This is a genomic window from Rhodococcus sp. IC4_135 (assembly GCF_011602025.1).
GTDB lineage: Bacteria > Actinomycetota > Actinomycetes > Mycobacteriales > Mycobacteriaceae > Rhodococcus_F > Rhodococcus_F baikonurensis.
On the sequence record NZ_JAAOLG010000029.1, the window covers coordinates 1 to 14,550 of the forward strand.

Consider the following 14,550-nt stretch of genomic DNA (forward strand, 5'->3'; position numbering starts at 1 on the left):
TGTGCCTGCCCCCCCTTTTTGAGCGAACGGCACGTTCAGTCGATCTAAGGCGCCGAACGTACCGTTCGCTCGAAAAGGGGTGGGTACGAGAAGCGGGCATACCCGTCACCGACCGGTAGCGGTACCGCGCACACCCAGCCATGATGGAGAAGACAACCATTCCTCTCGTCAGGAGCGTGGCATGACTCGTCCGGTACGCATCGGTGTTCAACTCCAACCTCAGCACGCACCCGATTACGGGTTGATTCGCGACGCCGTCTTGCGGTCCGAGGACGCCGGGGTGGACATCGTCTTCAACTGGGACCATTTCTACCCGTTGACCGGCGATCCCGACGGCGCCCACTTCGAATGCTGGACCATGCTCGGCGCCTGGGCCGAGCAGACCGAACGCGTCGAGATCGGCGCGCTGGTCACCGGCGGCGGTTACCGCAATCCGGATCTGCTGGCCGACATGGCGCGAACCGTCGACCACATCAGCGGCGGACGCCTGATCCTCGGAATCGGTGCCGGCTGGTTCGAGAAGGACTACGACCAGTTCGGATACGACTTCGGAACCCCCGGTTCACGGCTGAAACTGCTGGGCGAATACCTCCCCCGCATCACGGGCCGCCTGGCCAAGGGCAACCCGCCTCCGACGCGCAATATCCCTGTCCTCATCGGGGGTGGCGGCGAGAAGAAGACCCTGCGCCTGGTCGCCGAGTACGCCGACGTCTGGCACAGCTTCGGTGACCGCGAGACACACCTGCGCAAGTCGGACATCCTCTCCGACCATTGCGCCGACGTGGGCCGGAACCCGACCGAAGTAGAGCACTCGGTTCCGTGGCCTGGGCTCGAGAATGCTGCTGACCTGGTCGCCGACGGTGTCTCGCTCTTCACCGTGGGCGTCAGCGGACCCGACTACGACCTGACGACGCTCGTCGAGGCCATCGGCTGGCGGGATGACAACACGGCACCGGCATTGAGCGGACTCGCCTGAGTGGTTCCCAACACCTCGTCGTTGTCGGCGCCGAGAACGGGCGGCGCCGACGTCAGACGTGGCCTCTGGCCTGAGAAGTTGACCGGAAAGGCCACTTGCTTGAGCGGACCGAGCGTCGGATGGTCGACGGTCCCCACCATGCCGAGTGCGGCGGTGTGGGGATCGGAGTAGATCTCGTCGAGGTGGCGGATCGGTGAAACCGGGACCGCTCGTTCGGCGAGAAGAGTGCACCAGTGTTCGACGGTGTCCGACGCGAAGGCGCTGGTGAGTTCCCGTTCCAGACTCTCGCGGTTCTCCACCCGCTCACGGTTGTGGACGAAACGAGGATCCGTAGCCAGTTCGTCTCGACCGATGGCCTCGCACAGCGACGCCCACATCGCGTCGTTACCGACGGCGATGACGAAGTACCCATTGCTGGCAGGAAATGCTTGGTAGGGAGCAAGATTCGGGTGACCGGAGCCCAACGCCGTCGGACGCTCACCGGTGGCGAAGTAGCTGGTCGCCCAGTTCACGTGCATGGCGAGTTGGCACTCGTACAGCGACGTGGTCACGTACTGTCCGCGTCCGGTGCGACCTCGCTCGACCAATGCGGCCAGCACCCCGACCAGTCCGAACAGCGCTGCGCCCAGATCTCCCAACGCAAACCCGGACTTCATCGGGGCGCCGCCGGGTTCACCGGTGAGCGACATGAGCCCTCCCGCGGCTTGCGCGATCATGTCGTAACCCGGCTCGTCGCGCAGTGGGCCTTCTTCACCGAACGCCGAGATGTGCAGGGTGATCAGGTGGGGATACCGCTCGGACAGTGCCTGGTAGTCGAAGATCTTCTGTAATCCGCTGCCCGGCTTGAAGTTCTCCACCACCACATCGGTCTCTTCGAGCATGCGGTGGATGATCTCCTGCCCTTCGGTGGACTTGAGGTCGATCGTCACCGACTTCTTACCGCGGTTGATCGCGAGGTAGTAGGCAGCATCGACCCCGACGAAGGGAGGTCCCCATGAACGCGTGGGGTCACCGCCCTCGGGGTGTTCGATCTTGGTGACGTCGGCTCCGAGATCGGCAAGCGACATGGTTGCGTACGGGCCGGCAAGGATCTTCGACAGATCGAGGACGCGGACACCGGCCAGGGGTGCGGGGCCTGTTGGAGTATTCACCGGTGACCTCCTGCTACAGAAAGGAACTCGGCTACGACGTCACGTGCATCATCCAGCTCGACGTCGCCGCCGTCGGTTATCACGTCGAGTTTGCCGAGCGCGGCCGACGGCACCTTCCCGGCTAGACCGGCCAGGTAGGAGTTCGCCACCAGCAGTGACCGGTACCCGCGACCTTCTCGGATGCCGTGATCCGCAAGGTCGAAGAGCAGGGTCGCCATGACGGTACGAGCCAACTCGTCGGAGTACCTTGCACTCGCAGCCTGCGCGGCATCGTCAGTTCCGGCGATCAGACGATCTCCTTCATCGACCAGTTCCTCCCAGCGCCGCAACAGAACTCCGGACCCGGCTTCGCAGTCCGGTCCGACGGCGGACAGGATGTCCGTCATCGCTCCCGCGACCGTGCGGTGCGAATCGAACTTGCGTAGACACCGAAGTACGTCCAGCGCAATGACATTGCTCGAGCCCTCCCAGATGGAGCCGAGGTGAGCGTCCCGCACGAGTCGCGGATCGACCCATTCCTCGATGTACCCGTTTCCGCCGCGCACCTCCATTGCCTCACCGGTGACCACTCGCGCACGTTTGCACACGAAGTGTTTGGCGATCGGCGTCAGCACCCTGATCAGTGCTCGCGCTTGATCGTCACCGCCGTCTGCAGCCTGAAGACACTGCGCACTGTACGCCACGAGCGCTAGCGAAGCCTCGGCATCGAGCGCGAGGGGAAGAAGAGTCGCCCGCATCAGTGGCTGATCGAAGAGCTTCTCACCGAACACGACTCGGCTCTTCGAATGTTCGACGGCTTCGCGGACCGCTCGGCGCATGAGAGCGCTCGAACGCATCGCGTTGGACAACCGCGACGTGTTGACCATTTCCGCCATCTGCCGGAAACCTCGTTCGAGTTCGCCGACCTGGAGTGCGTGTGCGCGGTCCAGCGTCACCTCGCCACTCGGCATGGAACGTGTACCCAGCTTGTCCTTGAGCCGATCGATCGTGAGGTTGTTGCGCTCGCCGGAATCCAAAGTCTTGGGCACCATGAACATTCCGACTCCACGCGTCGAACCATCCTGTCCGCCCGGAAATCTTGCAAGGGTGATGATCACGTCGGCATCGGGGTTGGAGGCGAACCACTTCTTGCCCGTCAGGACCCATCCGTCACCGTCGCGCTCGGCACGCGTTTCAGTGCAGGCGATATCGGTACCTGCCTGAATCTCGGTCATGAACATCGCGCCCGTCTTCGCATGCTCGGGATCGGTCGACGTCAACGCGTCGATCCAGGGCGAGAACACGGCCGGATCACCGAACATACGCAGCGTCCGCGCAGCAGCATCGGTCATCGACACCGGGCAGGCCAGCCCGAACTCTGCCTGAACGAAGACGTACGACGCGAGGTACTTCGCGAGTGGCGGAGGTACGGAGCCCCATCCGTGCAACCCTTTTCGGTGCGACATGGCGGACAGGCCGTACTCGTTGTACGCCGCCCGACACAGTTCCAGGTAGGCCGGGTGATAGGAAATCCGGTCGACGCGATCACCAGCCTTGTCGAACTGCTGCAACACCGGTGGATTCCTGTCGGCGATGTCGGCGAGCTCGGACAAACGGCCGGCGGCATCTCGACCCAGTCGGTCGAGCAAGCCGTTCATCGTCTTCCGGTCCGCCCCGGTGGTCCATCTGTCCACTACCGCTTTCAGAGCGGGGTCGGTGAGTGCGAAGTTCATCAGTGGTCAACGCCTTTCAGGGTGGAAACATCGGTCACGTTCGAAGAGCTCGTCGACTCCGACCCTTGCGCGCGCAGCGCACTCCTGCGCAACAAAGCAGTCATACAGACGAGGGAGAGAACGACATACACGAGCCCGAGAGCTACGACCGGCCAGATCGAGTTGGTGCGTGTCAGCAGATACTGGCTGACCATCGGGGCCGTTCCGGCAAAAACGGCGGTCGAGAGTTGGTACGACAGAGAGATGCCCGTGTACCGAACGTTGGTGGGGAATACCTGCGCCAGAATGCCGGCCAAGGCGGCGTAATACATTGCATGAGGGGCCGTTGCGAGCACCATACCCAAAATCGCCAGGGGCACGGAGCCCGTCTGAACCAGCACGAACATCAGTGGCAGGAGCACGATCTCCGGCAGCAGCATCCAACGGACCGCTTTCGACGGATCGATCCGCGTGGCCAGCACAGCGCCGAAAGGCTGTACGAGCGCCTGGGCTACCAGTGCCACGGTGATGACAAGAAGAAAGTCGCTGCGCTCGAAGCCGAGATCCGTTGTCGCCCATGAGAGCGCAAAGGTGGTCTTGACGTACGTGATGGCAACACCGGCAACCACAGCGCCGACGCCGAGAGCAAGTTCGACGGGATGCGAACGCAACACTTCAACCAGCGGCATCCGTGTACGTTCCTGTGCCGCAACAGCCTTCTTCATTTCGGGTGTCTCGGAGATGTGCAGCCTGATGTAGAGAGCGGCGATCACCAACGCTGCGGATCCGAGGAACGGCAGACGCCAACCCCACGACTCGAACACCGAATCCGACATCAAGGTCAGGCCGAGGAACGCGAGTGTCGCGAGCAGATTTCCGACCGGCGAACCCTGCTGCGCAAACGCCCCGTAGAGCACCTTCTTCTTCGGGGGAGCGAACTCGGTGGCGATCAATACGGCGCCACCCCATTCGCCGCCCATGGCAATGCCCTGGAGAACACGAAGTGCCACAAGCAGTATCGGCGCCCAGATCCCGATCTGTGCGTACGTAGGGAGGAGGCCGACACCGACCGTTCCCAACCCCATCAGAGCGAGAGTGATGATCACGGCGTTCTTGCGGCCGAATTTGTCTCCGAAGTGCCCGAACACCACTCCGCCGACCGGCCGAGCCACGAATCCCACGGCAAAGGTCGCGAAGGCTGCGAGTGTTCCCACGGCCGGCGACGCATCTGGGAAGAACAGTGGGCCGAGGACCAAGGCTGATGCGGTTCCGTAGATGTAGAAGTCGAACCATTCGATGGTCGTTCCGACAAACGCCGTGATTCCGGCCTTGCGCGCCTGTTTGGTGCTGTATTCGGGTGGACTGGTGTCGTGACCTGGGTTTTGATCCACGGTTCTCCCTGATTCTCGCGTCGGGCATCACCAAGGGATGCAATGTGAGGCGTGAATCACTATCGTCCGAAATCCATGTAGAGTCCAAGACTTAGTTCGACTCATTTATGTGGGACAACCACATAATGAAACCGGAAGGAGCGACATGGAACTGCGTCAGCTGCGCGCGTTTCTCGCAGTCGCCGACGAACTTCATTTCGGCCGGGCCGCCGAGCGACTCCACATCGGGCAATCCCCGCTCAGCCAAACCATTCGGGCGCTCGAGCGCGAACTCGGCACCGACCTGTTCGTCCGGACTACCAGGTCAGTGCAGTTGACCGCCGCCGGTGAAGCCTTGGTCACGCCTGCACGGATCATCGAAGCGCAGGTTGCCCTCGTCAGAGATATCGCATCAGCTGCCTCGACCGGGGAAACAGGGCGTGTCACGGTGGGTTTCGGCGGAACCGGCGGCTACACGGTGCTGTCGGCTCTCACACGGTCCTTGGCCGACTCCCATCCGGGAATCGAACTGGAACTACGGCCGCAGATGTACTCGGGTGAGGTGCTCGACGCTCTCCGACGCGGAACACTCGACATGGGCATAGTCGGCCTGCCCATTCCGCGCGGATTCGAGACTCACACGGTGCGCGAGGAAACCTTGATGGTCGCAGTTCCGGCCAGGCATCACCTCAGTACCCACGACTCCGTGTCACCGGAAGACCTGGCAACCGAACGATTCGTGATGTATCCCGCCGAGCACGGCTCGGTGGTGCGCGATGCGACGTTGTCCGTGTGCGCCACAGCAGGTTTCACGCCCACCGTCGCGCACGAAGCCCCCGATCCGTACAGCCTGTTGGCCATGGTCGGAGCGGGGGTCGGGATCGCCGTCGTCGTGGAGTCGACGGCGCATCTGTCCATGGACGGGGTCGTGTACCTGCCGATCGCCGGGGCCACGCCCACGCTGAAAATCGCGATGGCATGGCGACCGAACAATCCGACGCCGGCAGTACACACCGTCACCAGGGTGCTGAAGGAGCAGCCTTAGGCTCTCGCGAGAATCCCCGCGAAATCCGTTCCTACAGGAAGAGTTCCGTACTCGTGACCGCGGTCGGCGCCGAGGCGAGCGGCAATGAAGGCATCGGACGAAGCGGCCGGGGAGTGGCGCACCATGAGCGAGGCCTGCAGTGCCAACGCCATAGCCTCGACGACGGTCCGAGCGCGGAGCTGGGCGTCGGCGGGTGCCATCGTGGCGAGCTCACCGAGTTGGCGTCGCACCCGATCGAGGTGCTGATCGAGGACCGGGTTGTTCCCGCGAGCGAGGTTGATCTCGTGGTCGAAGGCGGCAACGGAATCGGGTTCACGTGTCATCGCGCGCAGGACATCGAGCGCGATGACGTTGCCCGATCCCTCCCACACGGCCATGACGGGCTGCTCACGGTAGCGACGGGCAAGCGGGAAGTCCTCGGTGTAACCGTTGCCGCCCAGGCATTCGAGGGCTTCGTAGGAGTGGTGCGGACCGCGCTTGCAGATCCAGTACTTCGCAACGGCTGTAGCGAGTCGGCGGAAAGCCTTCTCCTGCTCGTCCGCGTCCTCGTCCTGGGCGCGAGCCAATCGCAGTGCGGTGATGGTCGCGGCTTCGGATTCGAGAGCCAGATCGGCAAGTACCGACGTCATTGCCGGCTGATCTGCCAGGACGGCACCGAAAGCGCTGCGGTGCCGCGCATGCCACACCGCTTCGGCCACCGACTGACGCATACCCGCCGTGCTGCCGAGAATGCAGTCGAGTCGCGTCTGGGACACCATTTCGATGATGGTCCGCACACCACGGCCCGGTTCGCCGATCATGGTGGCGACGGTGCCGTCGAGTTCGATCTCGGACGACGCGTTGGACTTGTTGCCCAGCTTGTTCTTCAGACGTTGGATACGGAAAACGTTACGTGTGCCGTCAGGCAGAATGCGGGGAAGAAGGAAGCAGGAAAGTCCCTCGCCGGCAGCACCTTCGGCCTGAGCGAGCACCAGGAAGGCGTCGGACATCGGCGCCGAGCAGAACCACTTGTGTCCGGTGAGCAGGTAGTCCGCACCCGGGCCACCACGTCCGGCCGGTTTGGCGATGGTCGTGTTGGCTCGCACGTCGGAGCCGCCCTGCTTCTCCGTCATCGACATTCCGAAGATCGCGGATGCCTTTCCGGGAGCGTCCAACTCGGGGGTGTAGCTCCGAGAAAGGGCGCGCGGGGTCCAGAGGGCGGCTACATCCGGCTGCAGCTCGAGCGAGGGGATCACGGCGTGCGTCATGGAGATTGGGCATGCGTGACCCGGTTCGACCTGGGAGAAAAGCATGAATGCCGCGGCCCGAGCCACGTTGGCACCCGGCTTCCGGTCAGCCCAGGCAGAGGTGTGAGCACCGTGCGCAACGGCGGCAGAGATGATCCGGTGATACGACGGATGGTATTCGACCTCGTCGATGCGGTTTCCCCAGCGATCGAAGGTCTTCAGTTCGGGGATCACCGTGTTGGCCAGCTCCGCGTCGTGCTGGAACCCGGCACTGCCGACCAGTTCACCGATGTCGGTGAGTTCACTTGTGGCCCAATCGGCGTCGTGGCGCGCGACGCCTTCGGCCAGGACCGTATCGAGCAGGAACTCGTTGACGTCCGTGCGCGGTACCGACTGGTTGAGCACTGCATGGGTGCGATGCGGCGCCGGGTGGGTGACGGTGTGCTCGGAGACAGTCTTCTCGGAAATATCAGTCATGACAGGCCTTTCAGCTCGCGGCGCGGATGAGGTGCTTCTGGATCTTGCCGGTCGGCGTGCGCGGAAGGATGGTCGCGAACACCACTTCACGCGGAATCTTGTAGCGCGCCAACTTGTCCGAGAGGTAATCCTTGATGTCGTCGGCGCTGATGACATCCGGTTCACGCCAGACGACGTGTGCGACGACGGTCTCGCCCCATTCTTCGTTGGGTTTTCCGACAACGGCGACGTCGACGACGTCGGGGTGGCCGGAGATCACGTCCTCGACCTCCTTCGAGTAGACGTTCTCGCCGCCCGTGATGATCATGTCCTTCGCGCGATCGACGATGAAGAGGTAGCCGTCCGCATCCTTACGCGCCAGATCGCCGGTGCGATACCAACCTCCGTCGGCAAATGCAGCCTTCGTGGCAGCGGGGTCGTCGAGGTACCCCTGCATGACGGTGTCGGCGCGCAGCCAGATCTCACCGATCTGATCGGGCTCCGCGTCGGTGCCGTCATCGGCAACCAGTCGCAGGTCGACGCCGGCCAGCGCGACGCGGCCGATCGAGCCCGCTTTGCTCAATTGCTCTTCGGGGTACAGCACAGTCCCGACGGGCCCGGTCTCCGTCATGCCGTAGACCTGCCGGAATTCGGTGGTGCCGTACGACTCCACCAGTCGCCGAGCAACATCCGCACCGATCGGTCCGCCGCCGTACAGCCACGCACGAACGCTGCCGAGGTTGTAGTCGGCGAAGTTCGGCACCAGGTTGAGTGCGGTGGTGTAGATGACCGGTGGCCCGAAGCAGAGGGTAATACGCTGTTCCTGAACTGTTTCCAGGAACTTGACGGGGTGGTACTCGCGCAGCAGCACGACGGTTCCGCCCATGTAGAGCGTGGACATGAACCAGTTGTTCAGCGGGGAAGCGTGCCAGATCGGGACGGCCATGAGCAGTCGCTCGTCTCGAGTCGTCGACACGGCAAGGGCCGCGGTGACGGCTACGCCGACGACGTTGCGATGGCTGTGGACGCAGCCCTTGGGCGAGCCGGTAGTCCCCGAGGTGTAGAGGATCTCGGCAGGATCGTTCTCGTCGATGTCGATACCGTCAACACCCTCCTGGCGGGTGATGGCGTCGTCGAAGAAGTCGAAACCGTCTGCGACAGAGTCCGTGCTGATCAGCTTGGCTGTGGTCTCCAATCGACCGACGACCGGCGCCAGCTCACCGTCGAAGACGCACACCGACACCTTCGCGTGCCCCAGCACGTAGGCAACTTCCGGAGTCTGCATCTTGTGATTGACGGGAACCACGACGGCACCCAAGCGCCAGGCACCGAGCATCGCGTACACGAATCCTGGAGTGTTGTAACACATCAGCGCCACACGGTCACCTGGCTGCACGCCCAGCGACTGCAAATATCCTGCGGCGCGCCGACTTCCGTCCTGAACCTGGGAGTACGTGTGATCGTTACCGTCGAATATCAGGAAGGGTTTGTCCGGGGTCTTGGTGACGTTGCTGTCGAATACGCGAACGATGTCCATCGAAGTCCTTGTCGGAGAATCACGCTCGAAGAGAGTTCATTCCATCGAGCTGTTGAGTACGGCGTCGGGTATCTGGAGATTGGCGAAGATGACGGCGACCGCCTCCTCGAGGGAGTAGCCGAAGCTCTCGCCGGTGGCAGTCTTCTGGATGACGAGGCCGAAGATCGCAGACCAGAAGGCCTTGGATTCGACGTCGATGCCCGCGCGTAGCTGCCAGCCGGTGCGGACCAAAGTACGAAGGAGGGCAGTTTCACCCGAGGAATGCAGAGTGCGAAGCGTTTCGGAGATCAGGTCACGGAGTTCACCACGACGACCCGTCATCATCATCGCTTCGACGAACAGTTCGACGCTGGGAGCTCCCGAGCCCAGGAGGGACCCGACCAATTTCTCGGTGTAGTCACCGACAGTGTCGGCATCGGCGGCGTCGACCTCGGCGCGCTTGCCCGCGCGCAGAACGGCCGCACACGCCACCTCGACGAAGAGCTTCTCTTTGGATCCGTAGTAGTAGGTCACCTGGTTGGGATGAGCGCCGGCGGCGGTGCAGATCTGCGCGATGGACACGCTGTCGCCGTGTTCGAGAAACAGCTCGGTTGCGGCATTGAACAGCGCCATACGCGTCTGCTTGCCCGACTCACGCGTGGCGCGCGCTGCGGGAACTGACTCGGTGACCATCACGAACTCCTACTTGTTTGTATGACAAACAATAACTCGACGTTGTTTGTATGGCAAACAATTTCTCCCGGCGCGATGACATGTCGACTCCTATCGACATGTCTGATGTGCGGGATTACTCTCTGAACATCGAGCACCCGAGAACTTCGGCTTTTCTGCGAGGAGGCGCCCTGCAATGCTCACGCGATCCGGCTTCTCCCTGCCCACACGCACGAATCTCACGGGCGACTGGGCAGATTTGTTGCGTGAGCATTTTGTCGCGCTCGACGTATCCGACATCGAAGACGGCGACGGATTCAGCGGGGCCGTGCACTCGGCCCAACTCGCACACGTTCGAGTGTCCGCAGTTCAATCGATGGAACAACGAATAGTCCGTAGCAGCAGCCTGATCAAGAGCGACGGTGCGGACTACCTGCAAATCGGCATGATCCGCCGCGGTAGCGCGGTAGTGCGCCAAGACAACCGCGAATGCGTCCTGCGACGTGGCGACTACGTCCTGTACGACACCACGCGCCCCTTCGATTGGCAGATCGAGGGACACGCACACGACGGCATCTGGGGACTCGAGGTGTTCACCTGGCCACGGTCGTACCTGTCGCTCAGCGACGCGGAGGTCACGAGCCTGACCGCCATCGCTTTCGACGGACACGCGGGCCTGAGTGGCCTGCTGGGTCGCTTTCTTCACGATCTTGCCTCCGTCCGCATGACGTCCGACGCGAGCGGAGACGAAGAGGAAGTCGTCAACGAGATCGGCGGCCTGGTCAAGTCCGTTCTTCACGCAACGGCACGTCCGATCACCTCTCGGCGAACCAGCCTCTACGAATCCGCCCTGTCGGTCATAGACGCCCGCATCGCTGACCCGGCCCTGTCTCCGGTGGACATCGCGGGATCGGTCAAAGTCTCCATTCGCCAGTTGCACCGAGCCTTCGCCGAACACGGCACGACGGTGTCACGCTCGATTCGCAGCCGTCGACTCGACGGTTGCCGTCGCGAGATCGTGCAATGCCACGCAGCAGACCGGTCGCTGACCCAGATTTCTCACCGCTGGGGATTCACCGACCTGGCCGCCTTCAGTCGCGCATTCAAGGCGGAGTTCGGAATCAGCCCGCGGCGGTACCGGTCGCAAGCAGCGACCCCAAGCAATCCCCGCTGATCTGTAACATCTTCAGCCACTTGCCCATTCAACATGGTGTCCAAAACGTTCTGACGCCGACGCCTATCCACAATTCTTGGCGCGGTAGGCCAAATATCGGGCGTTGACGGCCAAGTTTGATCGGCCTCGCGGGCGTAGATTTTCGGCACGGCGTTGCCAAGTGCCAGGCACCCGATTCGACTACCCACACCACAGGGAGCACTCATGGAATCTGCAATCGGTGAACACCTTCAATGCCCGCGCACGTTGACCAGGCGCGTTCCGGATACCTATACGCCACCATTTCCCATGTGGGTCGGGCGCGCAGACGACGCATTGCAACAGGTCGTGATGGGCTATCTCGGCGTGCAGTTCCGCGACGAAGATCAGCGCCCGGCTGCACTGCAGGCGATGCGGGATATCGTCGCCGGCTTCGACTTGCCGGACGGGCCGGCACACCACGATCTCACCCATCACATCGACAACCAGGGCTACGAGAACCTGATCGTGGTCGGATACTGGAAAGATGTTTCCTCCCAACATCGTTGGAGCACATCGACTCCAATAGCTTCCTGGTGGGAGTCCGAAGAGCGCCTGTCGGACGGGTTGGGGTTCTTCCGCGAGATCGTGGCACCGAGAGCCGAACAGTTCGAAACGCTCTACGCGTTCCAAGACGACCTTCCCGGGGTCGGAGCGGTCATGGACGGCATCAGTGGCGAGATCAACGAACACGGCTACTGGGGTTCGATGCGCGAGCGGTTTCCGATCTCCCAAACCGACTGGATGCAGGCCTCGGGCGAACTGCGGGTCATCGCCGGTGACCCAGCCGTAGGTGGACGCGTAGTAGTGCGGGGGCACGACAACATCGCACTGATCAGGTCCGGACAGGACTGGGCCGACGCGGAAGCAGACGAGCGCAGCCTCTACCTGGACGAAATCCTGCCCACCCTCCAATCAGGCATGGATTTCCTCCGCGACAACGGCCCGGCCGTCGGGTGCTACAGCAACCGATTCGTGCGCAACATCGACATCGACGGAAACTTCCTCGACCTGAGCTACAACATCGGTCACTGGGCCTCACTCGACCAACTCGAACGGTGGTCGGAATCCCACCCCACCCATCTGCGGATCTTCACGACGTTTTTCCGGGTGGCCGCGGGTCTGTCGAAATTACGTCTCTACCATGAGGTCTCGGTATTCGATGCCGCCGATCAGCTGTACGAGTACATCAATTGCCATCCCGGCACCGGCATGCTGCGCGATGCAGTGACCATCGCCGAGCACTGACCGAAGCCGCCGGGAATCTTCGGCGACGTTCTTTCCCTCGGAGGCAACTCGAGATATGTTGACGAGTGTCGACATATCGCAGTAGAGGCCATCGAGGAAGCGCGGACAGCAGACAGTGACTACTCAACGAAACGAAGAGTTGGCGTTTGCTGTGCTGGCCGACCAGGTACGTCGACAGATTCTCGACACTCTGGCTACCCACGGCGAGTGCAATGCGGGTTTCATCAGCGATCAAATTTCGACGGTCGGTCGCACCACGGTATCCACACATCTCAAGGCGCTGCGGTTGTCCGGAGTGATCGTCGAACGGCGTCAGGGACGTCATCGCTTGTTCTCGATCGATCTGTCGGGGCCGGCCAACGACGCACTCCAGTTCCTGCGCGACGTCCTCGGGCGAGCTCTGGAAGCAGGTTCGAACACGTCCGAGTCGCCGACCACGGCGACTGAGGATTCCGAACCGGCTTCGGTGCGTCGCCGGGCGTGAGGCCCTGGTTGAGCCCCAGCATCTATTTCAGGCAGGAAGTAGAACGTGCCAGGTCTCTCCGTAACGGCACAGATCGTGACGACCGACCCACCAGGGCCAGCCTTCGAGCGCCTCGAAACGGGGCAACTGCTCGAACTCGAATGTGAGCAACTGACGGTCGGGGCCGCTGTCGCCATCTCCCTTCCCGTCGGCGACGGCGTACGTGCGGATCCAGCCGGAATGCCGATCACGCTGTTGGGTTACGTCGCCGGCGTGAAGCGGGGCCGATCGGTAGTGATCGTGCACCACCAACCGTGGCGCGGCCGCCTGACGATCCGGTTCTTTCCCGACGGCACCGGCACCCGGATCGTTCTCGAGTCCAGCCTCGATCAGGACGGCATTTCCTGGCTTGCCAACAAGCGCGGATTCGCTCCACCCGAGCCTCCGCGTTCCGACCGACATAGGATCGGATTGCTGGTCAGCAAATCCGGCCCGGCAGCTGTATTCGCCCAGGCGACAGAAACACTCGCTGCCCTGGCCGTGGAAGAGATCAATGCCGACGGCGGTGTCGGCGGCGTTCTCGTCGACTTGGTGATCGGCGATGACGCTTCCGACTCGGCGGCCGGAGCGGCGACCGCGCTGCGATTGGCGAAAAGCGGGTGCCGCGCCATTTTCGCGTGCGTGACGTCGTCGACCTTCAATGCCGCTGCATCTGCGTTGCAGAACTCCGGTGTGCTGTTGGTGCACACAGTTCTCAACGAAGGAGGTCGATCGCGTCCGGGAGTCCTTCGATTGGGTGAGCGGCCACTCGACCAGACACGAGCGGGCATACCCGCAATGATGTCCGAGACCGGTTCTCGCACTTGGTTCCTGGTCGGTCAGCAGTATTCGTGGTCGTTCGGAGCGCATTGGGCGGCCCGACGTGTGATCGCCGAATCCACAGGTTCGGTAGCCGGCGAAGTCTACGTACCGTTGGGGACAACCGACTTCTCACGCATCATCGAGTCGATAGCCGACTCCGGGGCCGAACTGATTCTTTCCACCCTGGTGGGCCATGACGAGGTCTTCTTCGAACGACAATGCGCCCAGCACGGACTGCGGGCCACCACGCGGACGTTTGCATTGGTCCTCGACGAGGCCACTCAGCAGCTCATCGGCAATTCCGATGCCGACGGAGTCTGGGCGGCATTCGGCTACTTCCAATCCGCAGCCGGTGATCACGACCTCGAAAAGCGATACAGCGCAAGCTCGAACGAACTCCTGCCTCCGCTCAGTTCCCTGTCCGAGACAACGTACGAAGCGATCGTCGCTTACGCACGCGCAGTCGAACGAACGTCGGCGGGCGATCCGGAAACAGTACTTCGGCAGCTTGCCACGACGCCGAAAAGCTCTACGAACACCGGTGTTCCACTGAATCGGCCGATTCTGATCGCTGAATCACGCCGTGGGCGACTGTACCCCCGCTCTCTCTGAGCGCACGTAACCCGAACTTAACGAGTCAATATGTCGATACCTATTGACGCAATTATGGATCCGGCCCTAGT

At 62.5% G+C, this 14,550-nt stretch carries 12 protein-coding genes; 6 read left to right on the top strand and 6 right to left on the bottom strand.

The genetic code is table 11. From position 1 onward, the window contains the following. Nucleotides 1-181: 181 nt before the first annotated feature. A complete protein-coding gene (locus G8767_RS29400; RefSeq protein ID WP_095973563.1) occupies nt 182-976 on the top strand; it encodes an LLM class F420-dependent oxidoreductase in 795 nt (264 codons plus the stop codon). Here the strand turns inward: G8767_RS29400 and G8767_RS29405 are convergent. The 3 genes from G8767_RS29405 to G8767_RS29415 are packed head-to-tail and all read right to left on the bottom strand — an operon-like array spanning nt 898 to nt 5,209. Further along, a complete protein-coding gene (locus G8767_RS29405) occupies nt 898-2,127 on the bottom strand; it encodes a CoA transferase (protein ID WP_166813375.1) in 1,230 nt (409 codons plus the stop codon). The genes G8767_RS29400 and G8767_RS29405 overlap by 79 nt on opposite strands. After that, a complete protein-coding gene (locus tag G8767_RS29410) occupies nt 2,124-3,839 on the bottom strand; it encodes an acyl-CoA dehydrogenase family protein (RefSeq protein ID WP_166813377.1) in 1,716 nt (571 codons plus the stop codon). The genes G8767_RS29405 and G8767_RS29410 overlap by 4 nt, the downstream gene beginning before the upstream one ends. Then, nucleotides 3,839-5,209 (bottom strand): MFS transporter, encoded by a 1,371-nt coding sequence (locus G8767_RS29415; RefSeq protein WP_166813379.1) that lies wholly within the window; start codon nt 5,207-5,209, stop codon nt 3,839-3,841. Before G8767_RS29415 ends, G8767_RS29410 begins: the two co-directional genes overlap by 1 nt. A gap of 145 nt (nt 5,210-5,354) precedes the next feature. Here G8767_RS29415 and G8767_RS29420 point away from each other — a divergent pair, with 145 nt between their 5' ends. After that, a complete protein-coding gene (locus G8767_RS29420) occupies nt 5,355-6,233 on the top strand; it encodes a LysR family transcriptional regulator (RefSeq protein ID WP_095973567.1) in 879 nt (292 codons plus the stop codon). Here the strand turns inward: G8767_RS29420 and G8767_RS29425 are convergent. The 3 genes from G8767_RS29425 to G8767_RS29435 are packed head-to-tail and all read right to left on the bottom strand — an operon-like array spanning nt 6,230 to nt 10,124. Beyond that, nucleotides 6,230-7,936 (bottom strand): acyl-CoA dehydrogenase family protein, encoded by a 1,707-nt coding sequence (locus G8767_RS29425; protein ID WP_166813381.1) that lies wholly within the window; start codon nt 7,934-7,936, stop codon nt 6,230-6,232. The genes G8767_RS29420 and G8767_RS29425 overlap by 4 nt on opposite strands. 10 nt (nt 7,937-7,946) lie before the next feature. Then, entirely contained in the window at nt 7,947-9,452 is a 1,506-nt protein-coding gene (locus G8767_RS29430; RefSeq protein WP_166813383.1) for a long-chain-fatty-acid--CoA ligase, read from the bottom strand. Nucleotides 9,453-9,488: 36 nt separating this feature from the next. Then, entirely contained in the window at nt 9,489-10,124 is a 636-nt protein-coding gene (locus tag G8767_RS29435) for a TetR/AcrR family transcriptional regulator C-terminal domain-containing protein (protein WP_166813385.1), read from the bottom strand. Nucleotides 10,125-10,299: 175 nt separating this feature from the next. Here G8767_RS29435 and G8767_RS29440 point away from each other — a divergent pair, with 175 nt between their 5' ends. From G8767_RS29440 to G8767_RS29455, 4 genes are all read left to right on the top strand, one after another. Continuing rightward, nucleotides 10,300-11,277, top strand: coding sequence for a helix-turn-helix domain-containing protein (locus G8767_RS29440; RefSeq protein ID WP_166813387.1), 978 nt, complete (start codon nt 10,300-10,302; stop codon nt 11,275-11,277). 204 nt (nt 11,278-11,481) lie between these two features. Further along, entirely contained in the window at nt 11,482-12,543 is a 1,062-nt protein-coding gene (locus tag G8767_RS29445) for a phenylacetaldoxime dehydratase family protein (RefSeq protein ID WP_166813389.1), read from the top strand. A 115-nt stretch (nt 12,544-12,658) separates the two neighbouring features. Further along, complete coding sequence (locus G8767_RS29450; RefSeq protein WP_166813391.1) at nt 12,659-13,027, top strand: winged helix-turn-helix domain-containing protein; 369 nt, start codon at nt 12,659-12,661, stop codon at nt 13,025-13,027. 45 nt (nt 13,028-13,072) lie between these two features. Then, nucleotides 13,073-14,479, top strand: a complete 1,407-nt coding sequence (locus G8767_RS29455; protein WP_166813393.1) for a substrate-binding protein — start codon at nt 13,073-13,075, stop codon at nt 14,477-14,479. The last annotated feature ends 71 nt before the right edge of the window (nt 14,480-14,550 follow it).

Bases quoted from the DNA above. Each gene is read 5' to 3' on its own strand.
- G8767_RS29400 (WP_095973563.1), top strand. From the start codon at position 182: ATGACTCGTCCGGTACGCATCGGTGTTCAACTCCAACCTCAGCACGCA.
- G8767_RS29410 (WP_166813377.1), bottom strand. From the start codon at position 3,839: ATGAACTTCGCACTCACCGACCCCGCTCTGAAAGCGGTAGTGGACAGA.
- G8767_RS29420 (WP_095973567.1), top strand. From the start codon at position 5,355: ATGGAACTGCGTCAGCTGCGCGCGTTTCTCGCAGTCGCCGACGAACTT.
- G8767_RS29425 (WP_166813381.1), bottom strand. From the start codon at position 7,936: ATGACTGATATTTCCGAGAAGACTGTCTCCGAGCACACCGTCACCCAC.
- G8767_RS29430 (WP_166813383.1), bottom strand. From the start codon at position 9,452: ATGGACATCGTTCGCGTATTCGACAGCAACGTCACCAAGACCCCGGAC.
- G8767_RS29435 (WP_166813385.1), bottom strand. From the start codon at position 10,124: ATGGTCACCGAGTCAGTTCCCGCAGCGCGCGCCACGCGTGAGTCGGGC.
- G8767_RS29440 (WP_166813387.1), top strand. From the start codon at position 10,300: ATGCTCACGCGATCCGGCTTCTCCCTGCCCACACGCACGAATCTCACG.
- G8767_RS29445 (WP_166813389.1), top strand. From the start codon at position 11,482: ATGGAATCTGCAATCGGTGAACACCTTCAATGCCCGCGCACGTTGACC.